Source organism: Streptomyces sp. NPDC048442, assembly GCF_040651475.1.
Classification (GTDB): Bacteria; Actinomycetota; Actinomycetes; order Streptomycetales; family Streptomycetaceae; genus Streptomyces.
This window is the reverse complement of record NZ_JBEZKB010000005.1, coordinates 114,481-138,182: the sequence shown is the minus strand read 5'-3', so window position 1 is coordinate 138,182 and position 23,702 is coordinate 114,481. Positions and strand designations below refer to the sequence as shown.

20 protein-coding genes are annotated in these 23,702 nt (G+C 71.8%); 9 read left to right on the top strand and 11 right to left on the bottom strand.

Annotation, left to right across the window (positions count from 1 at the left end):
* The first annotated feature begins 10 nt into the window (after positions 1 to 10).
* The 5 genes from AB0D18_RS10175 to AB0D18_RS10155 all read left to right on the top strand — a co-directional run bounded on the left by AB0D18_RS10175 (position 11) and on the right by AB0D18_RS10155 (position 3,801).
* Positions 11 to 922 (top strand): enoyl-CoA hydratase, encoded by a 912-nt coding sequence (locus tag AB0D18_RS10175; RefSeq protein WP_362414965.1) that lies wholly within the window; start codon positions 11 to 13, stop codon positions 920 to 922.
* Between the two features lie 5 nt (positions 923 to 927).
* On the top strand, positions 928 to 2,082 hold the full coding sequence (locus AB0D18_RS10170; protein WP_362414963.1) for an acyl-CoA dehydrogenase family protein: 1,155 nt from the start codon (positions 928 to 930) through the stop codon (positions 2,080 to 2,082).
* Positions 2,082 to 3,026, top strand: a complete 945-nt coding sequence (locus AB0D18_RS10165; protein ID WP_362414961.1) for an acyl-CoA dehydrogenase family protein — start codon at positions 2,082 to 2,084, stop codon at positions 3,024 to 3,026. Before AB0D18_RS10170 ends, AB0D18_RS10165 begins: the two co-directional genes overlap by 1 nt.
* 70 nt (positions 3,027 to 3,096) lie before the next feature.
* Positions 3,097 to 3,471: a VOC family protein gene (locus AB0D18_RS10160; RefSeq protein WP_362414959.1), complete on the top strand. Its 375-nt coding sequence runs from the start codon at positions 3,097 to 3,099 to the stop codon at positions 3,469 to 3,471.
* Between the two features lie 99 nt (positions 3,472 to 3,570).
* Positions 3,571 to 3,801, top strand: coding sequence for a hypothetical protein (locus AB0D18_RS10155; protein ID WP_362414957.1), 231 nt, complete (start codon positions 3,571 to 3,573; stop codon positions 3,799 to 3,801).
* Between the two features lie 65 nt (positions 3,802 to 3,866).
* Here AB0D18_RS10155 and AB0D18_RS10150 read toward each other — a convergent pair whose 3' ends face one another.
* From AB0D18_RS10150 to AB0D18_RS10140, 3 genes are read right to left on the bottom strand one after another with little or no spacing between them, the layout of a single operon-like run.
* The gene (locus AB0D18_RS10150) at positions 3,867 to 4,457 is read right to left on the bottom strand and encodes a HutD family protein (protein WP_362414955.1); all 591 of its coding nucleotides are present in this window, start codon (positions 4,455 to 4,457) and stop codon (positions 3,867 to 3,869) included.
* On the bottom strand, positions 4,454 to 5,170 hold the full coding sequence (locus tag AB0D18_RS10145) for a VWA domain-containing protein (protein ID WP_362414953.1): 717 nt from the start codon (positions 5,168 to 5,170) through the stop codon (positions 4,454 to 4,456). The genes AB0D18_RS10150 and AB0D18_RS10145 overlap by 4 nt, the downstream gene beginning before the upstream one ends.
* A 42-nt stretch (positions 5,171 to 5,212) precedes the next feature.
* Positions 5,213 to 6,325 (bottom strand): acyl-CoA dehydrogenase family protein, encoded by a 1,113-nt coding sequence (locus tag AB0D18_RS10140; RefSeq protein WP_362414951.1) that lies wholly within the window; start codon positions 6,323 to 6,325, stop codon positions 5,213 to 5,215.
* A 537-nt stretch (positions 6,326 to 6,862) separates the two neighbouring features.
* On the opposite strand from AB0D18_RS10140, the gene AB0D18_RS10135 reads away from it, so the two are divergent.
* Positions 6,863 to 7,585 carry a glucose 1-dehydrogenase gene (locus AB0D18_RS10135; protein ID WP_362415313.1) on the top strand — a complete coding sequence of 241 codons (723 nt, stop codon included), beginning with the start codon at positions 6,863 to 6,865 and terminating at the stop codon, positions 7,583 to 7,585.
* A 103-nt stretch (positions 7,586 to 7,688) separates the two neighbouring features.
* Here AB0D18_RS10135 and AB0D18_RS10130 read toward each other — a convergent pair whose 3' ends face one another.
* The 4 genes from AB0D18_RS10130 to AB0D18_RS10115 form a co-directional block, all read right to left on the bottom strand.
* The gene (locus AB0D18_RS10130) at positions 7,689 to 8,150 is read right to left on the bottom strand and encodes a GNAT family N-acetyltransferase (protein ID WP_362414949.1); all 462 of its coding nucleotides are present in this window, start codon (positions 8,148 to 8,150) and stop codon (positions 7,689 to 7,691) included.
* 147 nt (positions 8,151 to 8,297) lie between these two features.
* Positions 8,298 to 9,407: a hypothetical protein gene (locus AB0D18_RS10125; protein ID WP_362414948.1), complete on the bottom strand. Its 1,110-nt coding sequence runs from the start codon at positions 9,405 to 9,407 to the stop codon at positions 8,298 to 8,300.
* A gap of 17 nt (positions 9,408 to 9,424) precedes the next feature.
* On the bottom strand, positions 9,425 to 9,664 hold the full coding sequence (locus AB0D18_RS10120; RefSeq protein WP_362414946.1) for a hypothetical protein: 240 nt from the start codon (positions 9,662 to 9,664) through the stop codon (positions 9,425 to 9,427).
* A 300-nt stretch (positions 9,665 to 9,964) separates the two neighbouring features.
* On the bottom strand, positions 9,965 to 16,069 hold the full coding sequence (locus AB0D18_RS10115; protein ID WP_362414944.1) for a TIR domain-containing protein: 6,105 nt from the start codon (positions 16,067 to 16,069) through the stop codon (positions 9,965 to 9,967).
* A gap of 156 nt (positions 16,070 to 16,225) precedes the next feature.
* Here AB0D18_RS10115 and AB0D18_RS10110 point away from each other — a divergent pair, with 156 nt between their 5' ends.
* Entirely contained in the window at positions 16,226 to 17,389 is a 1,164-nt protein-coding gene (locus AB0D18_RS10110) for an SLC13 family permease (protein WP_362415311.1), read from the top strand.
* A gap of 85 nt (positions 17,390 to 17,474) precedes the next feature.
* Here AB0D18_RS10110 and AB0D18_RS10105 read toward each other — a convergent pair whose 3' ends face one another.
* The 4 genes from AB0D18_RS10105 to AB0D18_RS10090 form a co-directional block, all read right to left on the bottom strand.
* The gene (locus AB0D18_RS10105) at positions 17,475 to 18,329 is read right to left on the bottom strand and encodes an inositol monophosphatase family protein (RefSeq protein WP_362414942.1); all 855 of its coding nucleotides are present in this window, start codon (positions 18,327 to 18,329) and stop codon (positions 17,475 to 17,477) included.
* The gene (locus AB0D18_RS10100; protein ID WP_362414940.1) at positions 18,319 to 18,981 is read right to left on the bottom strand and encodes a hypothetical protein; all 663 of its coding nucleotides are present in this window, start codon (positions 18,979 to 18,981) and stop codon (positions 18,319 to 18,321) included. Before AB0D18_RS10100 ends, AB0D18_RS10105 begins: the two co-directional genes overlap by 11 nt.
* Positions 18,982 to 19,006: 25 nt before the next feature.
* Positions 19,007 to 19,957, bottom strand: a complete 951-nt coding sequence (locus AB0D18_RS10095) for a hypothetical protein (protein WP_362414938.1) — start codon at positions 19,955 to 19,957, stop codon at positions 19,007 to 19,009.
* A gap of 164 nt (positions 19,958 to 20,121) precedes the next feature.
* The gene (locus AB0D18_RS10090; protein WP_362414936.1) at positions 20,122 to 20,652 is read right to left on the bottom strand and encodes an N-acetyltransferase; all 531 of its coding nucleotides are present in this window, start codon (positions 20,650 to 20,652) and stop codon (positions 20,122 to 20,124) included.
* A 229-nt stretch (positions 20,653 to 20,881) separates the two neighbouring features.
* Between AB0D18_RS10090 and AB0D18_RS10085 the strand changes: the two genes are divergently transcribed.
* Both AB0D18_RS10085 and AB0D18_RS10080 read left to right on the top strand, forming a co-directional pair.
* Positions 20,882 to 21,814 carry an SCO2525 family SAM-dependent methyltransferase gene (locus AB0D18_RS10085; protein WP_362414934.1) on the top strand — a complete coding sequence of 311 codons (933 nt, stop codon included), beginning with the start codon at positions 20,882 to 20,884 and terminating at the stop codon, positions 21,812 to 21,814.
* Positions 21,815 to 21,851: 37 nt separating this feature from the next.
* Positions 21,852 to 23,699, top strand: a complete 1,848-nt coding sequence (locus AB0D18_RS10080; RefSeq protein ID WP_362414932.1) for an SCO2524 family protein — start codon at positions 21,852 to 21,854, stop codon at positions 23,697 to 23,699.
* Positions 23,700 to 23,702 lie beyond the last annotated feature (3 nt).

Below are 23,702 nucleotides of genomic sequence, written 5' to 3'. Positions count from 1 at the left end.
TGGTTCCACCATGACAGCCGAGACGCCCGAGACGCCCGGCACACCCGGCACGTCCGACACCTCCAGCTCCTCCCCTGCGCCCGCCGCCGAACCCGTTCTGTACGAACGCCGGGGCCCGGTCGCGTACGTCACCCTCAACCGGCCCCGCTACCGCAACGCCCAGAACTCCGCGATGACGTACGCCCTCGACGCCGCCTTCTACCGGGCGTCGGAGGACAACGAGGTCAAGGTGGTCGTCCTGGCCGGTGCGGGCGAGCACTTCTGCGCCGGGCACGACATCGGCACCCCCGAGCGCGACGCCCACCTGCCCTTCGCCCGCAGGGCGGGCCTGTGGTGGGACCACTCGGACAAGGCGGGGGCGGAGAGCAGGTTCGCCCGCGAGTCCGAGGTGTACCTGGGGATGTGCAGGCGCTGGCGCGAACTGCCGAAGCCGGTCGTGGCGTCCGTCCAGGGGGCGTGCGTGGCGGGCGGGCTGATGCTGGCGTGGGTCTGCGATCTGATCGTGGCGTCCGACGACGCGTTCTTCGCCGATCCCGTCGTACGGATGGGGATCCCGGGCGTCGAGTACTTCGCGCACCCGTGGGTGATGCCGCCGCGCATCGCGAAGGAGTTCCTGTTCACCGGCGACCGGATGACCGCGCGCCGGGCGTACGAGGTCGGCATGGTCAACAGGGTCGTGGAGCGGGCCGAACTGGCTGACCGGACACATGAGTTGGCGGAGCGGATCGCCGAGATGCCCCGCCTCGGTCTGGCCCTCACCAAGCGCGCCGTCAACCAGGCCGAGGACCTCCAGGGTCTGCACACCGGCATGGACTCCGTCTTCGGCCTGCACCACCTCGCGCACGCGCACAACGCGGAGACGGCGAAGGACCCACTGGGCGGCATGGACGTGGCGGCCATGAAGAAGAAGGCGGGCAACTGACCACCATGGACCTGGACTTCAGCGACCGGCAGGACGCCTTCCGCGCCGAGGCACGGGAGTGGCTCGCGGGCCACGTCCCGGCCGCGGCGCTCCCCTCCCTGGAAACCGAGGAGGGTTTCGCCGCCCACCGCGAGTGGGAGGCCCGCCTCGCCGCCGACCGCTGGTCGGTCGTGTCGTGGCCCGAGGAGTACGGCGGCCGGGGCGCGGACATCTTCGAGTGGCTGATCTTCGAGGAGGAGTACTTCGCGGCGGGCGCACCCGGCCGGGTCTCGCAGAACGGCATCAACCTCCTCGCCCCGACCCTCTTCGACCACGCGACGGCCGAGCAGCGGGCGCGGGTGCTGCCGTCGATGGCCACGGGCGAGGTCGTCTGGGCGCAGGCGTGGTCCGAGCCCGAGTCGGGTTCCGACCTCGCGTCGCTGCGCTCGACCGCCGTACGTACGGAAGGGGGTTGGCTGCTCTCGGGCCAGAAGACGTGGTCGTCGCGGGCCGCCTTCGCCGACCGGGCCTTCGGGATCTTCCGCAGCGACCCGGACGCGGACAGGCCGCACCGGGGGCTGACGTATCTGATGTTCGACCTGCGTGCGCCCGGGGTCACCGTCCGTCCCATCGGGCGGCTCGACGGCAAGCCGGCCTTCGCGGAGCTGTTCCTCGACGAGGTCTTCGTGCCCGACGAGGACGTCATCGGCGAGGTCGGCCAGGGCTGGCGGATCGCCATGTCGACCACCGGCAACGAGCGGGGGCTGATGCTCCGCTCCCCCGGCCGTTTCCTGGCCGCCGCCGACCGGCTGGCCGCCGACTGGCGCACGCACGCGCGCCCCGATGACATGACAGACACGGCGATGCGCGACCGGGTCGCGGACGCGCTGATCGGGGCGCGCGCCTACCAGCTCTTCACCTGGGGAGCCGCCTCGCGTTTCGCCGCCGGGGAGACCATCGGCGCCGAGTCCAGCCTGAACAAGGTCTTCTGGTCCGAGTACGACATCGCCCTGCACGAGACGGCTCTCGAACTCCTCGGCGCCGACGGCGAGTTGGCGGACAGTGAGTGGGCGCAGGGGTATGTCTTCTCGCTCGCGGGGCCGATCTACGCCGGTACGAACGAGATCCAGCGCGACATCATCGCCGAGCGCCTGCTCGACCTCCCGAAGGGCCGCCGCTGATGCGCTTCCTGCAGAGCCGCGAGCAGCAGGACTTCGCCCGCTCGCTCGACGCGATGCTGACCGCGGCCGACACCCCGGCGGCCGTACGGGCCTGGGAGGCCGGCGACCACGGCCCGGGCCGCGAGCTGTGGGCGCGGATCGCCCAGGCGGGCGTCTTCGCCCTGGCCGTCCCGGAGCCGTACGAAGGGATGGGCGTGCTCCCGGTCGAACTCGCGCTGGCCTTCCGGGAGTTGGGGAAGCATGCCGTGCCAGGACCGTACGTGGAGACGGCTGCGGCGGCGGTGCTGCTCGCGGGTTGTGGGGCCCTTGCCAAGGAGTGGCTGCCGCGGATCGCGGCGGGCGAGGCGATGGTGACGCTGGCGGAGGGCGGTGGGTACGCGCTGGACGCGGACGCCGCCGACGCCGTGTTCGTACTGTCGCCGGAGCCCGCTCTCGCCCCGCCGGGCGGGGAGTTGCACGTCTCGGCGGACACGGCGCGGCGGCTGTACCGTCCGGCGGCCGGCCGGCCGGCCTCCGTGACGCCCGAAGCGAGAGCCGCCGCACGGGACTTCGCCTGCTTCCTGACCGCCGCGCAGGCGCTCGGCGTCGGTGACGCGCTGCTTGCGCAGACGGTCTCGTACGTGAAGCAGCGCACCCAGTTCGGGATGCCGATCGGCGCCTTCCAGGCGGTGAAGCACCGGCTGGCGGACACCCTGGTCGGGCTCGAATTCGCCCGGCCGCTGCTGTACGGGGCGGCGCTGAGCATGGCCCCTGCCGACATCGCGGCGGCGAAGGTGAGCGCGGGCGAGGCGGCATACGCGGCGGCCCGCACCGCGCTCCAGCTGCACGGGGCGGTCGGCTACACCCAGGAGCTGGACCTCTCGCTGTGGCTGCGCAAGGCACGGCCACTGCGGGACGCGTGGGGGACACCGGCGCGGTGCAGGGGGCGGGTGCTGGAGGGGTAGCGGCCCGCGCTGCGCGAACCAGCGGCCCGCACTTCGCGAACCCCTGTCCTCGGCACCCTATCCTCGGCGCATGATCGCCAGACTGCAGTGCACCGTTCTCGACTGCCCCAACCCACTCGAACTCGCGCATTTCTACGCGGCGTTGACGGGCGGGGCGGTCAACCGTCCGGACCCGCAGTGGTCCGTGGACGACGACTGGTCGACCGTCCACACCCCGGACGGCCAGGTCCTCGCCTTCCAGCGCGCCACGGACTTCCGTCCGCCGCACTGGCCGGACCCACAGTCCCCGCAGCAGTTCCACCTGGACCTGGCGGTCCCGGATCTGGCCGCCGCGCACGCGGAGGTGGTGGCGCTGGGGGCGGAGGTTCTGGACCATGCGCCCGGCCGTGGGTTCCATGTGTACGCGGATCCGGCGGGACACTCGTTCTGCCTGGTCGGGCACTAGGACCTGTCCTAGTCGGGCACCCGCAGGACACTGGTTCGGGCACGGAGGGCGTGACCGTTCGGGCCGTCGCGCGTTGGGCAGGGTATGAAGAAACGAAGCATGGCTGCTGTCGCCTCTCTCGCCGCCGGTTTTGTCGCCGCCCTGGTCTCCCCCGCCCCGGGTGCGCACGCTGCCGAGCCCACCGACCGGCTCGCCTCGCTGCCGGTCTCGGGCGAGCTGCTCGAAGAGGTGGCGGGCTCCTCGGCGCAGACCGTCACCCAGACCGCCGCGAGTGCGGCACGGACCGCGGCGGGCGCCGCACAGACGGGGACGGCCGCGGCCGGGAAGTAGTCCGTATCTGCCACTGCGCCCCCGCACCCAGGACCTCGGGTGCGGGGGCGCAGCCATGTGCGGGCTCAGCCGTGCCGCACCGTGATGACCGCCGCGCGGCCGTCCGTGTGCCCGCCCGTGTGCCCGCCCGTGTGCAGGGCACCCGGGTCCTCGGTGCACACCACCGCGTCGTACGGGCCGAGGGTGAGGCCCGCTCCGGGCAGCGCCACCGGGGCGTCCAGCGCCACGACGACCACCGTGGAACCGTGCGGAGGGACCGTCACCGGCCCGAACCGCCCGTGTACGACCTCCACGTGCGCCGTGGTGTCCGTGCCCCTGCGGTACATGACGTTGAGGTTGGCCACCGGGCCTTCGAGGAGGCGGCAGTCGGTGGGGACGTCGCCGGGGAAGTGCTGGGGGACGTGGCGCGCGTCGACGAGGCGGGGTGCGGTGCCGTTCAGGGTGAGGGCCATCCCCTTGCCCTCGACCATCGTCAGGATGCGGTCGACGCCGGGGAACTCGGAGAACGGGCCGTTGGTGGCGACCTCGGCGAGGCTGATGCGCCACTCGAAGCCGGCTGCCGACGCACCCGCGGGGAAGCCGGTGATCTCGCGGGTGATGCCGCCGCCGTTCTTCCAGGGGACGGCGGTGCGGTCGGCGGCGCGCAGGACCCTCATCCGAGTACTCCCTGCGCGCGGGCCTCCGTCAGCCAGGCCGGGAACTCTCCTACGAGCTGGTCGTAGAGGTCCGCGTCGGGCATGCCGGACGGGTTCTCGCCCGCGTGGAAGTAGCCCGCGTTGTCGACCAACCTCTTTGCGGGAACGGCGAGTTCGTCGAGTCTGCGGAGGAAGTCGAACTGGCTGCTGCGGGTGTTGCCGAAGCCCACGAACTGCCAGAAGAGCGGGAGCCCGGCGGCCTTGCAGACGTACCGTTCGGCGGCGAGCTTGTTGATCGGCCCGCCGTCCGTCTGGAAGATCACCAGGGCGGGGTCGGTGGAGCCGCTGTCCAGGTAGTGGTCGATGACCGCGTCCATGGCCAGGTGGTAGCTGGTCTTCCCCATGTGGCCGAGGCCCGCGGCGATCTCCTCGACGCGGCCCCGGTGGTTGGCCAGGCCGATGTCGGTGACCGCGTCGACCTCCGTGGAGAAGAAGACGACCGGGACGGTGCCGTCGTCGTCGAAGTGGGCCGCCAGGCCGAGCACGCGGTCGGCGAGAGCCTGCACACTGCCGTCCTTGTAGTACGGCTTCATCGAGCCCGAGTAGTCGACGACGAGGTAGACCGCCGCGCGCTGCCCGTCCAGCCGGTGCTTGCGCAGGCTGACTCCGGCGCTCTTGTAGAGGCTGACGAGCGCGGGGGCGGTCTCCTCCACCTTGCGGAGGTCGATGGGCATGCGCGGACCCGCTTTCCGTACGTACGTTTCGGGCTGCCGAGGTTACGCGATCACGGTGGGGCGGTGCGCGGCGTCGAAGCCCAGGAGCTTGGCCAGGCGGCGGCGGTGGGTGGTGGGCGAGCCGAGGAAGTGGGCGGTGCCGTGGGCCCGTTTGAAGTAGTCGTGGGCCGGGTGTTCCCAGGTGATGCCGATGCCGCCGTGCAGCTGGATCATCTCGCCCGCGACCTTTTCGTATGCCTCGGAGCACGCGGCTTTGGCGGCGGCGGCCGGTTCGGCGGCGGCTCCCGCGTCGGCGGCGGCGAGGGCGAGGGAGCGGGCCTCCTCGACGAGGACGTACAGGTCGGCGAGGCGGTGCTTGACCGCCTGGAAGGAACCGATGGGGCGGCCGAACTGGACGCGGTCCTTGGCGTACTGGACGGTGATCTCCAGCGCGCGGGCCGCCGCACCGACCTGCTCGGCGGCGAGCGCGGTGCAGGCCAGGTCGCGGACCCGGGCGAGGATGCGGGCACCCTCGGTGGACAGGAGGCGGGCGGGGGCCCGGTCCAGGGTGATACGGGAGAGCGGGCGGGTGCGGTCCATGGCGGGGAGCGGGGTGAACTCCCCCGCGCCCGGCCGGAGTTCGAAGAGCGCGAGACCGGCTGCGGTGCGGGCGAACGCGAGAAGGACATCCGGGGGCTCCGCCGCGGGGACGTACTCCTTGGTGCCCGTCAGCAGCCAGTCGTCGCTGGTCCCGGGCTCCTCCGCGCTGGTGGTGAGGTCGGCGGCCTCCCAGCCTCCGCGGCCGCCGTCGCCCTCCCCGGACGCTTCCGCCCAGGCGAGGGCGGCGACGGAGGTGCCGTCGGCGAGGGGCGGCAGGAGGCGGGCGCAGGCTTCTTCGTTGTCACAGGCGAGGAGTGCTTCCGTGGCGAGGACCGCCGAGCCCAGGTAGGGGACGGGGCTCAGGACGCGGCCCAGTTCCTCCATGACGACGTGGACCTCGGTGCGGCCGGGGCAGCCCAGGCCGCCGTACTCCTCGGGGACCGTGAGGGCGGCGATGCCGATGTCGCGGGTGAGGGGGGCCCAGGCGGCGGGGCCCTCGTGCCGGGCGAGGACGGACCGGACGGCCGCCCGCAGCTCTTCCTGCTCGGCGCTGGGGTTCAGGGTGTGCGCGTTCATGCGATCGGGAGCCCTCCTGCGTGCCTGCTTGACGGGTGAGCGTGGCCGGTCTCCCCTCACAGGTGTTCACCATGGCCACCTCAACGCCCACCCTTGCCGACCCGCACCGCACAGTCGAGGGGCTCGACATGCGGACCGCGAGGAGTGCCTTCTGCACGGGGTAGCCGTCGTCACCGCGCCGGCGCTCGAACCGGCCGGCCGGTCGGCATGGCCGTTGGTGTACCTTCGGCGGGCTTATGGGCGGGTCGTGCGGTGACCCTTGCCCGGGGGACGTGCGGGTTGAGTGTGGCTGGTCGCGCAGTTCCCCGCGCCCCTAGGGCCTGTCCGGCGGACCGACCCATAGGGGTGAGCCCTGCCGGGGGTCGGGTGAGAATGTGCGGGTGGTGTGGCTGGTCGCGCCCGCGCGGCGGAGCCGCATAGTCAACACAGCCTCGCGGTCCAGAGGGGCACGGAACCGCAGCAGGCGTGCAGGGAGACCATCCGGCAGTGGGGCGAGACCGTGCATCCCCACTTCAAGGCTGTGGAGGGCAAGTGAGCATCACGCTGGAGGGGAAAGTCGTCGTCGTCACCGGGGCCGGTCGCGGCCAGGGCGCCGCCGAGGCCCGGCTGTTCGCCGAGGCCGGAGCGCGGGTGGTCGTCACGGACATCAGGGAGGAGGAGGGCCGCGAGGTCGTCAAGTCCCTTGACGGGAAGGGGCTGTTCGTACGGCACGACGTGGCGGACGCGGCGAGCTGGGCGGAGGTGACGGCGGCCGCGCGGGAGGCATTCGGCCGGATCGACGCCCTGGTCAACAATGCCGCCCTGTGGCGGACCGCGTCCGTCGAGGAGGAGACGCAGGAGAACTTCGAGGCCCTGATCCGGGTCAATCTCCTCGGCCCCTTCCTCGGCATCCAGGCGGTACTGCCCGCACTCAAAGAGGCGGGCGGCGGGTCGATCGTCAACGTGTCGTCGACGGCGGGGCTGGTCGGCATCCCCGGCCACGCGGCGTACGGATCGACGAAGTTCGGCCTGCGCGGGCTGACCCGCTCGTCCGCGCTGGACCTGGCGAAGTACGGGGTCAGGGTCAACTCCGTACATCCGGGCGCGATCGACACCCCGATGATCGCGGCCACGGCCGGCCGGGACTGGTCACATCTGCCGCTGGGGCGGATGGGGCGCCCGGAGGAGGTCGGCGAGCTGGTGCGGTTCCTGGTGTCGGACGCGTCGTCGTACATCACGGGCACGGAGTTCACCGTCGACGGCGGATCCACGGCCGGATGACGCGGATCCACGGCCGGGACGCGGGCCGCGACGGCCGGGACGCGGACCGACGGCCGGGCGGCGGGGGCCCATCGGCCTGACGGCGGCATCCGGCCCGCTCGCCTCACCTCATCGGGTACCGGCTGATCGACCGGCACAGCACCAGCCGGTGCCCGCCGGGGCCCGAGTAGTCCGCCACGTCGGCCTCCACGACGAAGTCGAGGGAGCGGAAGAGCCCGACAGCCGCACGGTTGCCGGGCTCCACACTCCCCCGGATCTCGCTCACACCGCTCCGCTCGGCCAGCCGTACCGCCTCGGACAGCAGCCTGCGGCCGTGGCCGCACCCCTGGAAACGCTTGCCGACTACCAGACTGAGGAGCCAACTCTCCCAGGAGCGGGCCGCGTTGGCGATCAGTACGTATCCGGCGAGGCCATCGCTCTCGTCGCCGCCTTCGAGCACCAGCAGTCCGCCGCCGTGCACGTCGAGGAGCTGGCGCAGTACGGGATACCCGTAAGCCTCGCTGCCGTAGGCCGCGCAGTCCAGCGCGACCAGCCGCGGGAGGTCACACTCCGTAGCGGCACGCACTTCGGCCGATTCGGTGTACTCCGGTAAAAAACACTCCCTCTGAGGCCACATTCCGTCCTCGATCCCCTCGTCCCCCGGCGACTGCGCACGAACCTTGTCACTGGGTGTACTCGTCGAGGGGTGTTCTGTCCAGCACCGGCGTCGGGGTCAGGGCGCCGACTGCTCCTGGAACGCGGGGAGTTCGAAGATGCGCTGCTTCGCCTCGTCGTTCATCAACTCGACCAGTGGCAGCACCAGTTCCCACAGGTCGTGCCGGCCGACCTCGCGGGCGAGCGCGTCGAGTTCCGGGGCCGCGAGGGCGCCCGCCGCGTCGGCGACCACCTTGCGGGAGTCGTCGGGGAGCACCTCCACCAGGGGCAGGAACTCGCCCCACAGGCCGGTCGCGACCACGGCGCGCACGACCTGGGCGAGGACTTCGGGCGAGCGCAGCGAGGGCAGGCCCGCGACGGCCCGGCGTTCCTTCTCGTCGAGGAGGGCGACCAGCGGCAGCAGGGACTCCCAGAGGTCCTTCTCGGCGGTGGCCCGCACCAGGGAGTCCAGGGCCTCGGGCGGCTGGGCGGCGGCCAACTGGGCTATACGGGTGCGCTGTTCACCGGTGACCATGCCCGCGACGGTGAGGGCTTCGGGCCACAGGCCGCTCGCCGAGGCGGAGGCGATGACCTTGGCGAGGCGCTCCTCGCCCATCAACTCGATGATCTGGCCGAGGCGTTCGGGGCGGTCGACGACGACTCCGGTACGCAGGACCAGGCTGTCGGAGATCTGCGGCAGGATGCGTTCCAGGGCGGAGTCGCGGATGTCGCCGACGAAGCGGCCCATGGTGAGGTGGTCGCCTCGTTCGGCGAGGGCGACGGCGATACGGACGAGGAGGTTCTCGTCGAGGCTGTCGACGATGCCGGCGATGCGGCGCGGGTCCAGGTGCGGGCAGGACTCGGCGGTGAAGGGGACCGGCAGCTTCTCGATGATGTCGGCGGCCCGGTGGGGTTCGAGGCGGCCCGCGACGGCGGCGGCCAGGCGGGGGCCGAGCGCCTTCTGGGAGAGGGCGGCGGCGACGCCGGCGGGGACGAGCTTGGTGGCCTTGGCGATGCGGTCGAGCATCTCGGGCTGGCCGTCGAAGAGGGCGGCCGCGGTCTGCTCGCGCAGCTTTCGTACGTCGGCGGAGGGCAGGGCGTACAGGAAGGCGAGGCGGTCGGGATCCTCGCCCAGGCCCAGGAGGGCGGCGATCTTCTGGGCCTCGGCCCGGTTGCGGAGCTTGTCCATGGCGTCGGAACTCCGTCCTATGCGAAGAGGATGCGGCGCACCGGGCCGCGGGCGAGGGCGGGGACGAGCCCCAGGGCTTCTTCGGCGGCTTCACCGAGGCCGGAGGCGCGGTGTGCGTGTTCGGCCTTCAACGCGTCGGCGAGGAAGGAGAGTTGAGCTTCCGTCAGTGCTGTGGTGATGCCTTCCGGCGGCGGGCTGCCGAGTTCGGACGTGAGACGGGCGAGGGCTTCTTTCGCTCCGTTGGCTTCGTTGCTCAAGGCGGACCTCCCATTGGCTACGGCTCAGTAGCGAGCGTGGGACGGTATTGACTTTTAGTCAATAGTTCGTGCGCCACGTCAACGATCCGCCCGGCAGCGGGGCTTGACCCCAAGTCCGCTTCAGGTCGGAGGGTGGCGTTCATGAAGCCGATACGCGTCAACCGCCCCGCACTCACCCTGCTGATCGTGCTGCTCGGTGGATGCTCCGCCCCGTACCCGAGCCGCTCGACACCGAACCGCTCAACACCGAACCGCTCAACACCGAACCGCTCAACACCGAACCGCTGAGCACCGAGCCCCTCACCGCCCCTGCTGCAGCTCCTCTCCCAGCGGCAGCCGGTGCACCCCCGGCAGGAACTCGTCGAGCTCTCCGGGGGTGAACCGGGTCATGCCGACCGCGTGCCAGAACTCGCCGTCCACGTCTCCTTCGCTCTTGTACCCGCCGCCCGGAGTGAGCGCCGCCCACGCGTCCGGCACGCCGACCAGGATGGCCCGCAGGGTGACGGAGCCGTCGGGCCGCAGGTTCCACAGCCGGACCGTGCCGTCCTCGCCGCCGCTGGCCATCGTCGTACCGTCCGGGGAGAACTCGACCGACAGCACGCGGCCGGTGTGCCCGGCCAGGTCGGCGAGGAGCTCCCCGGTGCCGGCGTCCCAGAGCAGGATGCGGCGGTCGTCGCCGGCCGCCGCGACGAGGGGGCGGGTGGGGTGGGCGGCCACCGTCCAGAACCGGCCGCCGAGCCCTTCGAGCCGGTGGACGACTGCCCCGTCCCGCCAGATCAGGGCGGTGCCGTCCCAGCCCGCGCTGACCAGCCATTCGCCCCGGTCCCCCGACCCGAAGGCGACCCCGTACACCCGGTCCGTGTGCCCGGCCAGGTCGGCGAGGAGCTCGCCGGTGGTGCCGTCGCAGATCCGTACGTGGCTGTCGTCGCAGCCGGTGGCGAGGAGGGAGCTGCCGGGGCGGAAGGCGATGGAGCGGACCCGGCCCCGGTGCTGGTCGAGGTGGGAGACGTGGGCGCCGGTGGAGCGGTACCAGAGGCGTACGGAGTCGTCGTCGTTGGCAGTGGCCAGCAGGACGCCGTCGCTGCTGAAGGCGACCGCCCAGATGTGTTCGGTCTCCGCGTCGAACTCGCGGAGGTACTCGCCGCCCGCCGGGTTCCACAGGTAGATGTCGCCGTCGTTGCTCGCGGTGGCGAGCACGGCTTCGGCGGGGCTGAACGCGGCGGACACCAACCGGTCGCCGCGGCCGGTGAGTTCGTGGCTGCGCTGCCCGGTGCGGGTGTCCCACAGCCGTACGACGCCGTCGTTGCCGGTGGCGGCGAGCTGGCCGCCGTCCGCGCTGAAGGCGACCCCGGCGACCCGGCGGCCGTGCCCGCGCAGGATGCGTTTGCCCTGTCCCGTCGCGGCGTCCCAGATGCGGGCGCCGCCGTCGTTGCCGACGGTGAGGAGCTGGCTGTCGCCGGGGCGGAACGCGCACGCCCAGGCGGCGCCCCGGTGCTCGGCGGGCTGGCGGGGGCGCAGGGTGACGGTGTGGCCGCCGCTGCGGCGGTCGGTGACCGTCCACACGCGGACGGCGCCGTCGCTGTCGCAGGCGGCGAGGAGTTTGCCGTCGTCGCCGAAGAGGACCTGGTAGACGGCGCCGGTGAAGCTTTCCAGGGTTCCGGCGGGGGTGCCGACGACGGGGTCCCACAGGCGAATGCGGCCCTCGGTGTCGCCGCTGGCGAGGAGGGTTCCCGAGGGGTGGAAGTCGAGGGTGTAGACGCGTCCGGCGTGGCCGGTGAGTTCGTGCAGGAGGCGGACGTCGCAGGAGGACCAGATGCGGACCGTGCCATGGCCGCCCGCGTCCTCGGCGCCCATGTCGGCGGTGGCGAAGATGCTGCCGTCCGGGCTGAACCGGGCCCGGTAGACGGCCCCGTGGTGTCCCGGGGCCTCGTGGAGGCAGCGGCCGGTGGACAGGTCCCAGACGCGGACGCGGGCGCCCGCGTCGCCGGTGACCAGGAGCCGGCCGTCCGGGCTGAAGACGGTGGTGTAGACGGGTGCGGTGTGCCCCGGCAGCCGGTGCACGGGCTGCCCGGTGGCGGTGTCCCAGACGGTGACCAGGCCCTCCCGGTCGCCGGTGGCGAGGCGGCCGCCCTCCGTGTCGAGGGAGACGGGCCACACCCCGTCGGGGTGGACTTCGAGGCGGTGCCTGCAGCGCCCGGAGACGGGGTCCCACAGGCGTACGGTGCCGTCGGCGCCGCCCGTCGCGATGGTGTCGGGGCGGAACTTCACCGCGTACACCCGGCCGACGTGTCCCTGGAGGGTGCGCAGGGCGAGGCCGTTGTCGGTGCCGCACAGCAGGACGCCGCCGTCCTCGCTGCCGACGGCGAGGAGTTCGCCGTCGGGGCTGTACGCGATGGGCTCGGGGAGTCTGCTCGTGCGCATGTCGAAGCCGTACGGGACGCCCACCGCTGACGGCCGGAAGCCGGCCTCCACCGGCATGCCGGGGGCGACGGCGGCGCGCCGCAGTTCGGGGGCGGTGCGCACGGCGTCGTCCATCCGGACGTCGATGAGGGCGGCGCGCGGCCAGCTGCTGCCGGTCAGCCGGGCGCCTTCGAGGCGGGCCCTGGTGAGGCGGGCGCGGGAGAGGTCGGCGCGGGTGAGGTTGGCTTCCGTGAGGTCGGCGCGGTCGAGGCGGGCGCCGACGAGGGTCGCGTCGGTGAGGTCGGCGTGGGAGAGGTTGGCGCCGACGAGGGTGGCGTCGGTGAGGTCGGCGCCACTCAGGTCGACGCCGGAGAAGTCGCGGTGCGAGAGGTCCTCACCGGCGAGGCGGGCGCCGCGCAGGTCGGCGTGCGAGGGCACCTTGAGGCGGTTGCTGATGCGTACGGCGTTGGCGCGGGCGGCGTCGGAGCCGCCGTGGCCCGGGGTGTTGAGGACGTTGCGGACCCAGCCGACGCACTTCTCGTGGTCGGCGAGGTCGCAGAGGAACTCCACGGACAGCTGGCTGAGCAGTCCTGCGGAGAGCAGCCCGTACTGTCCGCGGCCGAGCTGGGCGGCGGCCTCGCGGGCGACGAGCCACTCCACGACGGAGCCGTGGATGAACTGGAACACCCCGTCGTCGGAACGTACGAGCAGGGTGCCCGCGCCGACGGCCTGGGCCGACTCCTGGACGGTCATCGGGGACGCGGTGAGCCCGGTGAGGGTATGGGCGGACAGGTCGGTGAGTTCGTCGAGCCGCAGGGCGGTGCGCCCGGACTCCCAGAGCCGCAGCGCGAGTGCGGTGACGGCCTTCCACAGGGCGTCGATGTTCAGTCCGGGCGGGGCGCCGGGGCCGCCCTGGCCGCGTACTTCCTCGTAGCTCAGCCAGGCCGTGAACACGTCCTCGTAGAGCCGGGCGGGGCTGAGGGCGCGGCCCGCTCCGGCGACGGTGCGCAGCTGGTCGGCGGAGAGGTCGGCGACGAAGGACAGCAGGCGGGGGTTGCGGCACAGGGCGAGGAGGTCGGGGATGCCCTGGAGGAGGTGGAAGCGCTGCTCGGCGACGTGGGCGTCGGCGTAGGTGTGGGTCAGGTAGGCGTGGATCTGCTGCGGGGTGAACCCCTCGACGGACAGCACTTTGCGCTGCGGGAGGAGGCCGACCTGCTCGCCGAGTGCGGTGAGGACCTGCTGCTGGTTCTTGAAGTGCTGGGTGCGGCTGCTCACCACGATCTTGGTGTTGCCCACGCAGGCATCGATGAGGACCTTGAGGTGGTCGGCGGCGCTGTCGTAGCTGACCCGGTTGACGAGTTCGTCGAAGCCGTCGAACAGGAGGACCACGCGGCCCTGGGCGAGCATGTAGCGCAGGGCGCGCAGGTCGATGGTGTCGACGTGGTGGCTCGCCAGGTGGGCGGCGACCAGGCCTTCCAGGGACTGGGCCCGGTCGAGGGTGTTGAGCGGGATCAACAGCGGGATCAGGTGCGGGAGTTGCTCGGGGATGCGGCGGGCGAGCTCGCGCAGGGCGAAGGTCTTGCCGTGGCCGAAGTCGCCGAGGAGGAGCACGAAGCGGCCGTGGTCGTCGTCGAGGAGTTCCAGGAGGGCTTCGAGGAGTCCGTCGCGTTCGGCGGCGCCCTGGCCGTCGCGGCGGGAGGTGTCGCGGTAGCGCTGCGGGAGGTACAGGTCGGGGGCGTACTGCCCGGCGGCGTGCAGGGCGGCGGTCTGGGCGGCGACGTGTCCGCGCAGGTCGAGCAGCCCCTGGAACTGGAGGAAGCTGCGCACCCGCACGCGCACCCCGTGCCGGGCGGCCCGCTCGCGCAGCCCCCGGTCGGGGGCGTCGCCCGCGTAGACGATGACCGCTTCGGCGTCCGTGTCGGTGGAGTGCACCTGCGCGGCGAACCGGTCGAGGTCCTCCTCGGTGGGTGTGCCGGGGTGCACGGCAATGCGCTGCTGGCGTACGACGCCGTCCTCCTGCCAGGTGGCCAGTATCTGCGCCATGTCGTCGGGCGAGCGGCGGACGGCGTCGCGCAGGCTGACGCCCTCGCGGCGGACCCGGCAGATCTCCTTGACACGCTCCGCGAGGGAGTCGGCGGGATCGGCGGGGGGATCGGGCTGCGGAGGTACGTCGGCGAAGGCGAGGTCCGGCAGGTCGGGGACGGGGAAGACGCGGGAGGTGCGGTGCCAGTCGGCCCGGTACTGCTCGGGGTCGGCGGCGGGGCGGTCCGTCCAGCGTTCGGCGCCGTCCGCGGTGACGCGCAGCAGTTGGAAGCGGGCGGGTGCGGCGGCGCCGAAGAGCTGGAGGGCGCCGGGGCCCTGGTGTCCGGCGGGATCCTTGCGGGGGGAGAACCCCGGGCGGGGGCGGCCGTCGGCGGAGCGGGCATCGGCCGGGGAGGCGGAGCCGGGGCGCGGGGGCGGAGCCGTCCCGAGGGACGCCTCCCCCAGGCACGCATCCCCCGGGCGCACCGCACTCGCGCGGCCTGATTCCGAGCGGCCTGACTCGGAGCAACCTGATGCGGAGCGCCCTGATGCGGAGCGACCTGATCCCGGGCGGCCCGCTTCGGAGCGGCCCGCCGACTCCAGCTGCGCGTGGCTCGGCCGTCCGATGTCCGTGCGCGGCCCGCCCGTCGGCCCGTGCAGCAGCAGGTTCAGGCGGGGTGCGGCGAGCCGGGCGAAGGTGTCCGCGTCGCGCAGGGCGCCCGGTCCGCCCGGCGCGTCGCCGGGCCGGTGCGCGGGGGTGAGCGGATGCCGCAGCGCGCCGATGCGGAGCCAGCCCTCCTCCTCGTACCGACGCAGGGACTCGGCGAACCAGGCGGCCTGGTCGCGGCCGATCAGCCCGTACTGCTCCTCCGGGCGGTGGCTGAAAGCGATCGACGAGTTGAACCCGGCGACGACGGTGTGCAGTTCCGGCACCGGGAACAGGGTCCACGGCTGGTCGCTGTCGAAGACGGTGTCCAGGCCTTGGTAGAAGCTGCGGAACAGCCGGGTGTAGTGCCGCCACTTCGGCCAGTACGGGGGCTGCGGGGCGACCTCGTCGGCCTCGCAGGTGTGGAAGTAGCCCAGGCAGGCGGCCTGGCTGACGTCCTGCCCGCCGGGCACGATCACGACGCGCTGCGGCGGCAGTTCCAGCTGGGAGCGGAGCGCGGTGAGGAAGCTCAGCGCCTGGTCGCACTCGCGGGGGCTGCCCGATGCGGTGAGGTCGCCGGTGACCACGAGGAGGTCGGGGTCGGGGGCGCCCGCGTCGCGGAGTTCGATGAGGTCGCCGCGGATCTCCCGGGCGAGGGTGTCCGGTTCGCGGCCCCGCCCGAAGTCGGGCCCGGCCAGGTGCAGGACGCTGACCTCGCCCTGGCCGCCGCTGCCGCCGCCGGACAGGGGGTACGCGGGTGCCCGGACCGGACGGCGCCGGCCCGCCCAGCCGGGGCCGCCGAGCCTGCCGGGTCCGGCGGGCCCGGGGGCGTCGGGCAGGGCGGAGGGCCGGTGCGCGCCGCCGGGGAAGCCGGGCCTGCGCAGTGGCCTGGCGTTGCCCTCCAGGGCCTGTTCGATACGGGTGAGGAGCAGGGAGCGGGCGGTCTGCGGGTCGGCGACACCCACCAGGTCGACGTAGGTGAGCGTGGCGAGCAGCCCCTCGATGGGGGTGTCCTCCACGCGTACGGTCAGCAGCCTGCGTTCCGGCGCCTGCGGCGAGGCGCGCAGGGCGGCCTGCCACTCCATGCGACCGTAGGTGGAGCGGGCGTAGTGGCGGGACAGGACGGCGATGACGGCGGCGGACTCGCTGACGCCCCGGTCCATGAAGTCGATGAAGTTCGTGCCCGCGACGAAGTCCCAGGCCTGCACGACCGTCCGGTACCCGGCGTCCTCCAGCGTCCACGCTATCCAGGACGCCCACTGTTCGTCGGCCGGTGAGTAACTGATGAAGAAGTCCAACTCGCTTGACCCGTTGCCGAGTTCACCGTTGGTCGCCATGTGCCTCATGGTAAAGCGCCGTACCAAGGAACGCCCCCTGGTAAAGCGCCGTACCACGGAAGGCGTCATGGTGAAGCACCGCACAAAGGAATTAATGTGTCGCGCGTGCCCCTCCTCAGCCGTCCCCTCCACAGCCTCCTCGGGCGCCTTCACCCGCTGGACTGGGTGGCCTTCGGACTGCTCGCGCTCGGGCTGCTCGCGGTGGCGACGGGGCTGCTGCCGACCGGTCCCGCCGGGGACGTCCTGGCACGCATCGGGCCGCTCCTCGCGTTCCTCGCAACGGTGATCGTGCTCGGGGAACTGACCGGGAAGGCGGGCGTCTTCGACGTCGTCGCGTCGTGGGTGGCCCGCACGGCACGGGGCAACTACCCGGCCCTCTTCGGTCTGTGCGTCGCCTTCGCGTCCGTCACCACCATCGCCCTGAACCTCGACACCACGGCGGTCCTGCTGACCCCGGTGATGCTGGCCCTCTCCGCCCGGGTGGGCATCGCTGCGCTGCCGATGGCGATGACGACGGTGTGGCTCGCGAACACCGCCAGCCTCCTGCTCCCCGCCAGCAACCTCACCAATCTCCTGGCCGCCGACCGCATCGCGCTCTCCGCCTCCGGTCTGGCCGCCGCCCTGTGGGCCGCGCAGCTCGCGTCGATCGCCGTGACGATGGCCTGCCTGTGGGGCTTCTACTGGCGGCGCGGCAGACGCGGCGCGGACCGGTACACGCCGCCGACGACTCCGGTCCCGGCGGACCCGGTGCTGTTCCGGGTGAGCGCGGCGGCCTGCGGCGGGTTCCTGCTGGCCATCCTGGTGGCGGACGTGCCGCTGTGGGCGGCGTCGGGCGCCGCCGCACTGGTCGTCGTCGTGGTGTTCGCGGTCCGCCGCCGGGCCGAGCTGAAGTGGTCACTGGTCCCGTGGCGGCTGCTGGTGCTCGTCCCCGGCATGTTCCTGGTCGTGGAGACCGTGAACAGCAATGGTCTGCACACCCTGCTCGCCTCCGCCCTCGGCTCCGACGACGGCCTCCTCGGCATGCTGCGCTCGGCGGGCGTCGGAGCGGGCGTCTCGAACGTACTGAACAACCTTCCCGCGTACGTGGCGGGCGAGGCGGCCGTCCCGGACGGCAACCACCACCAGCTCCTGGCCCTCCTCGTGGGCGTCAACGTCGGCCCGGTGGTCACCCCCTGGGCATCCCTCGCCACCCTGCTGTGGTTCGAACGGTGCCGCTGGCACGGTACGAAGATCGCGATCGGCCGCTTCCTCGGCACGGGTCTTGTGCTCGCGGTGTCGGGCACCCTCGCCGCGACGCTGGCGCTGGCGGCGACCACCTGATCACCACCAGAACCTGATCACCGCCACGGCCTGATCCCCGCCGCGGCCTGATCCCCGCCATGGCCCGATCACCGCCACGGCCCGCTCACCCGGTGGCCCTCGCCACTTCCTCCAGTACGTACTCCAGGGTCCGGCCCCGCCCCGCCACGAAGCTCCGCCCGCTGCCGGGACCGCTGAACCCGGGCCGGAACGGCCCCCCTTCGAGCGTCCGCAGCTCGGCGCCCGCCTCGGCGGCGAGCAGTGCCCCGGCGGGCAGGTCGACACCCTCGGCCCGGTAGCCGACGAACGCATCGATGGCCCCCCTGGCGAGCAGGCTCCACCCCACGAGCGGCGCCCACAGCTGCAGGACCCGGCGGCAGCGCTGCTCCAGGGTGGCGCGCAGGGCGGCGGCGACGGGGTCGGCGCGCGGCACTTCGTACCCCTGGGTCCAGGCGACGACGGGTCCGGCGGCGGGCGGTACGGGGGCGGGTCCCGGCAACGGTCCGCCGGGGCCGTGCGCGCCCTGCCCGGCGACGGCGTACCAGGTCTGGCGGCTGACCGGCTCGTGGACGACGCCGACGACGGGGCGTTCGCCGAGGCAGAGGCCGACGCCGACGACGTACACGCAGAGCCCGATCGCGACGTTGTTGCTGCCGTCCAAGGGGTCGACCAGCCAGGTCCGCCGACCCTCCCCGGTCAGCTCCCCCGCCTCCTCGGACAGGATCCGGTCGCCGGGGAAGTGCTGCCGCAGCCGCCCGAGCACGATCTCCTCGGACGCCAGGTCGAGGTCGGTCACGACGTCCCCCGCCGCGCCTTTCCCGGTGACGGTGCGCACCTGCCCGTACCGGTCGCGCAGCAGGTCACCGGCCTCCTCGACGGCTGCGGCTGCCACCTTCCGCTCGTACGAGAAGGCAAGCCGGCCGTCCCGCGTGTCCTGGTCGCACAAGGCTTCATCGTGCATGGTCCATCCTCCCGAGCGCCGCGCTGACGTTCCGGACGGTCTGCCGCGTGCTGCACAGCCGGCGCGCCGTGCGGCCGGCCCTGCCGTCCAGCGGGCCGAGCGACAGGTCGGTGCACCCCGGCCGGGCGAGGCCGAGGACCAGGGTGGCCGCGGGGCGGGCGGGCAGCACCTCGGTGGCGTGGAACTCCCCGGCGGGCAGGGTGTAGCTCTCGCCGCCCGAACTGACGCTGCGGGGGCCGGGTTCGCTGCGCACGAGCACGGGGGTGGGGCGGATCTCGTCGGTCCCGTCGGGTGCGCTGTGCACCTCGAAGACGCGGTGGGTGGGGCGGCCCGCACCGTACTCCGTGCGGACGAGGAGGTTGGCGACCTGCCCGTACAGGACGTGGCTGCGCAGGTCCCAGCTGTGGGCGTGCATCTGCGGCGTGCCGGGCTCGGGGGCGACGCCCGGCTCGAAGAGGTGGACGCAGACGCCGCGGGCGCCGTCCCGTACCAGTGGCAGGCAGAGAAAGCCGAGCGGATGCCGGATGGCGGCCAACTCCCTTTCCCCCGAGGCTATTTCGGCGAGCGAGGCACGCGCCCGGTCGTGCAGGAGGGTGGGATGCGCCCGGTCCAGTGCCTCTTCGAGTTCGTCGTAGTCCAAGACGTGGTCCATGGGTACGCGCCCCGAGGGGGGCACCTCACCTCCGGTAGGGGTCCTCCGCGTGCAGGGCCTTGACGATGATCTCGCCGATGTCGCTGTCGGTGAACGCGCGCGGCAGCGGCAGCCGCACCTGTTCGAAGAGCTCGCGTACTTCGTCGACGGTGGGCTCGGGGCCCACCGGGGGGGCGAGCCGCAGATCGAGCTCCCTGGCCTGCTCGCGGCTCTGGTGGAGCTCGGTGACGTAGTAGTCGTAGAGCGGCTGCCCGCGTCTGATCAGCAGGTTCGTCCGCGAGGTGTCGTCCTGTGTGATCACCAGGCAGGTCTCGGACAGATCGAAGCGCAGGGTGGAGACGACCGAGGACAGATGGACGGCGATCTCCAGGGTGGCGAGCTGCTGGCGGTAGCAGCACGCGGCGAGGACTGTGGCGTACGCCTCCTTGCGCACCCGGTCCTTGGTCCACAGGGCGGCGACGGCGGTGTCGCGCTGCCCGGCGAACATCTGCCGGAAGCGGGCGTAGGCGGTGCAGGCCTGTTCGTCGTCCGGATTGACGATGTCGATCTTGATGGTGAGCTGGGAGCGCTGCACCTTGGCGGCGGCGACGCACTGGGGAAGGGTGACCGCGCGCAGATACGTACCCGTGCCGCCCTTGAAGTACCAGAGGTGGGTGTGGAGACGGGCGTCCCGCAGGGCGTCGCCGACCTGGCTGCCGATCAGCGAACTCACCATGGCCTGGTCCTCCAGGGCACGGCGTGTACCGGCCAGCGCCTCCTGGATGGAGGCGGGTTGACGGACCCGCTCGACAATGGAGCCGATGGCGAGGGCGCCGAGAACGAGGAGGGTCGCACCGGAGACGACATCGCCGGTGAGGACGTCGCCGAAGATGTCGAGCAGACCGATGGTGAGCGCGATGGCGGCCGCGACGACGACATCGACGTTCCTCATGACCCAGGTGACGGCCCGTTCGAGCCGTCCTGCGGGCGCTGTCATGCAGACCCCTCCCCGTTCCCCCGTGGCTACTTGATCGTAGGGAAGGGGGCGGGTGGCCGCCAGGGTGCACGCACGGCATTCGGGGGCACGGCCGCGGCCGGGGGACGGCTCCTCGGTGGAGAGCCCCCGTCCGGCTCAGCGGGGGGGGCGGGGCGCGGTCCGGCTCAGCGGGGGCGGGGTTCCGCGTGCCGGACCGTGCCCAGTGGGCACCGCATGAGGAGCCGGTGCTCTCCCGGCCCCAGGTAGTCCGCGTGGAACTCGCCGGGGGCGAAGCCGAGGGAGCGGTAGAGGGCGATGGCCGCGCGGTTGCCCGGTTCGACGCTCAGCCAGACCTCCGCGACGCCGTCCTCGGCAGCCATCCGCAGCGCCTCGGCGAGCAGGGCCCGACCCACGCCGCGGCTGCGGTGCCCGGCCGAGACACCGAGGCCGAACACCCAACTCGTCTTGCTGTCGTACGTGTTGACCGTCAGCGAGTAACCGGCGAGCCGGCCATCCCCCGCGTCCTGGGCGTCGACCACCAGCAGCCTCCCCTGGTGGGCGTCAAAGAGCTGACGCAGCATGAAGTACGGGTACGCGTGCCTCCCGAAGACCTCCTGGTCCAGCGCGAAGAGCCCCGGCAGGTCGTCTTCCGTGACCGCGCGGACGTCGGTGGATTCCCCGTACTTCGCGAAATTCCCTTCCGGGTGATCTCGCATTTCGCCCCCCGTTTCCTGGAACTGCCCTCAAGTGCACGGAAGATTGCGCAATCTCTCTATGGGTGTACCGATCGCGTCTCGATCTGTCCAGTGACAACCGTCCGATGATCGGACCCTCCGCATGCGTACCGAACTGCCTGCCGAACTGCGTGCCGAACAACGATCATCCGTGCCCTTCGGGAAACGCAGATGGGCTGACGCGAGACCTCACGAACGCTACGATGGATAGATGGCTGACACATCCGCGCGAACCGCGGGGAGCGAAGTGATCCCTTCCGGATTTTCTGATTCCCGAGTCAAGGTCTCCGGCAGAAATGAGGAGGCCCCATGGAATCGCTTTGATCCGGATTGTTATGCAGCCATGCACTATGCGGAACTCTACGAGGGCGACCGGCAGATCCTGGAGATCGTCCGGAAGTTCTTCGCGCTGTATCTGACGCCGGACACCTCACTCCGTGGAATCGACGTCGGCACCGGAGCCAATCTGTACCCGGCACTCACCCAGCTCCCCTGGTGCCGCAGCATCACCCTCTACGAACACTCCACCAGCAACACCGTCTGGCTCGGCGAGCAGGTCCAGAAGCACGCGCCCATGTGGGACCGGTTCTGGGAGGTCCTCTCGGACGGACCGGACGGAAAGCCCTACCGCGACGCGAAGAACACCGAGGACCGGACCCGGCTGCGGGACACCGCCACGGTCCTGCCGGGCAACCTGTTCGACCTGCCGGACCTCCCGCCGGAGTCCAAGTGGGACCTGGGCACCATGATGTTCGTCGCCGAGTCGCTCTCCTCCGAGTACCGGGAGTTCGACAACGCCGTCGGCGCGTTCACCGGCGCGCTGCACCCGGGCTCCCCGTTCGCCGTGGCGCTGATGCGCCACTCCACGGGTTACCGGGTCGGCAAGCAGCACTTCCCCGCCTACTCGGTCGGCGAGGGCGAGGTGTACAAGGCCTTCGAGCATCGCGTCGACCCCGGCACCTTCCGCATGCACTCGATCTGTCTCCCGAAGCCCGCGACGGACGAGGGCGGTGCGGACGGCGGCGCGGCGGACAGCGACGTGACCCTCCCTGTCAGTGCGGCGGACGGCGGTGCGGCCCTCGAGGGCGACGGCTCCGAGGACGTGTTCAAGGGCATGATCCTGGTCTGCGGACACACCCGGTAGCCACAGCCACGTCATCGGAAATCAGGGGGCACGGGGGATGCGGATCGAACCGCGGCAGCAGCTTCTGGAAATCTGGCAGGCACTTGCCCGCAGCTCATTCCCCAAAGGCACCTGGGAATGGGGCCAGTGGGGTACGAAGAGCAGCGTCGCGGATGCCGAGCGACTGTTGTGCCTGCTGTATCCGGCGACCGAGATCCCCGCATTCCGGCTCGACACTCCCGACGAGACGGCCGACGACGTACTGGACGTACTGAAATCCCTCGGCGGGCGGCTCGACATTCCGCAGCGACTCCTTTCCATCCTCGCCGAATTCACCCGCGTTCATACGGCGGAGGACGGCACTCCGAAATTCTCGGGCGGCTACTACTTCAACCCCGTCGACTCCGACACCAAACTGACCGACGAACAGCGCGAATTGGGTGTGGTCGACTCCTATTCGATGGCCGTGACACTTTCCCTGGCGACCCTCGGATTCCTCAAGGTGTTCCTCAGGTCGCCTCGTCGCCAGGAAATCATGGACCTGGCGAAGGAATTGGAGACGAAGACGCAGAAGCGCCTCACCGCCGCCATGATCAGCCTGCTGCGCAGCTTCAGCGTCAACACCTTCGACATCGAGTCCCCGCGCGGCCAGAACCTGCTCGCCCTGGTCAACCAGGACCACGCCCCCACCCGGGTGGTGGTCCAGAACCTCCAGCGACGGCTGAAGCCGCTGCGGTCCTCGATCGGCGACTCCTTCGTCCTGGGGGTCGACGTACGGAAGGAACTGGCCAACGAGAACCTGATGTTCGAGTGCGGCTGGTCCTGGGGGCTGGTCGACGGGGCCCCCGAGGTCCCCACCAGGGCGACGGCCGGGAAGCAGTACGAAGGGGTCGCCGCCGACGTTCCGTATCTCTACTTCACAGTGGTCGCCCTCGACGGCATCGCCGACCTGTTCTCCGAGCGCACGCTCACGCTGGGCCTGCTGGACGAGGAGCAGCAGCGGCTCTCCGAGGCGCTCCGGATGCGCTGGGAGATCACCCAGCAGTACTGGTCGACGATCGCCAGGTTCGGGGAGGGCGGGAGCTGGCCGCTGGAGGACATCCCGTGGCCCGCGACGGGCCCGCAGACCGAGTCCGAGTACTACTCGCTCTCGGTGGCCGCCATCCTCGTCCAGGATCTGGTGCGCCGCCGCGCCACCGACGACGACCTGACCCGGACCGTGGCGGTCATGGAGGAGCTGGCGGTACGGGGCAGGATCACCCGGCGGATGACGCCCGGCGACCCGGCGGTGGCCCTGCACAACCCGGGGGTGCGGCTGCCGCTGCTGGGGACGGAAAAACTGGGGCCGCCCCTCGAATGGCGAATGTCGGACTTCTCCGCGCAGCTTTTCAAACGAACCGTTCAGCTTGCGACATTCTCGAAGAACATCGATGCCTACGACCGGCTGATCCGGCTCGCGGAAAGCCTTCTCGAACACCTGTGGCGGCGCCGGGTCTCCGGCGGCCGCGGCACCCGGCTCTGGGACAACATCCGGGCGGTCTATCCGCACTCCCCCGACACCTCCGCACAACCGGTGTCCTGGAGCATGACGGAACGGATGGCGGAGAGCATGGTCGCCGCCACTCACCTCTATGAGCAACCACCCATCAGAAGCCGGGAGTTGAGCAATTTCGCCACGGCTCTGCTCATCGAGGCGGGGCATCTGTTCGGCGCGGAGCTGATGCATGCAAAAGGCGAGGAGGACTCCAGACGGGAACTCGCCCTGAAAGCCGTGGACATCTCCCTGCGACGCGCCAGAAGAGTGGTCGCCGAGCAGCCGGGCACCGCCTGCGCACTGGCGATGGAAGCCCTGGGCGCCCTCGACTCGCTGACGCGCGCACGCGACGCCGGCGCCAAGGGGGGCTGAGCC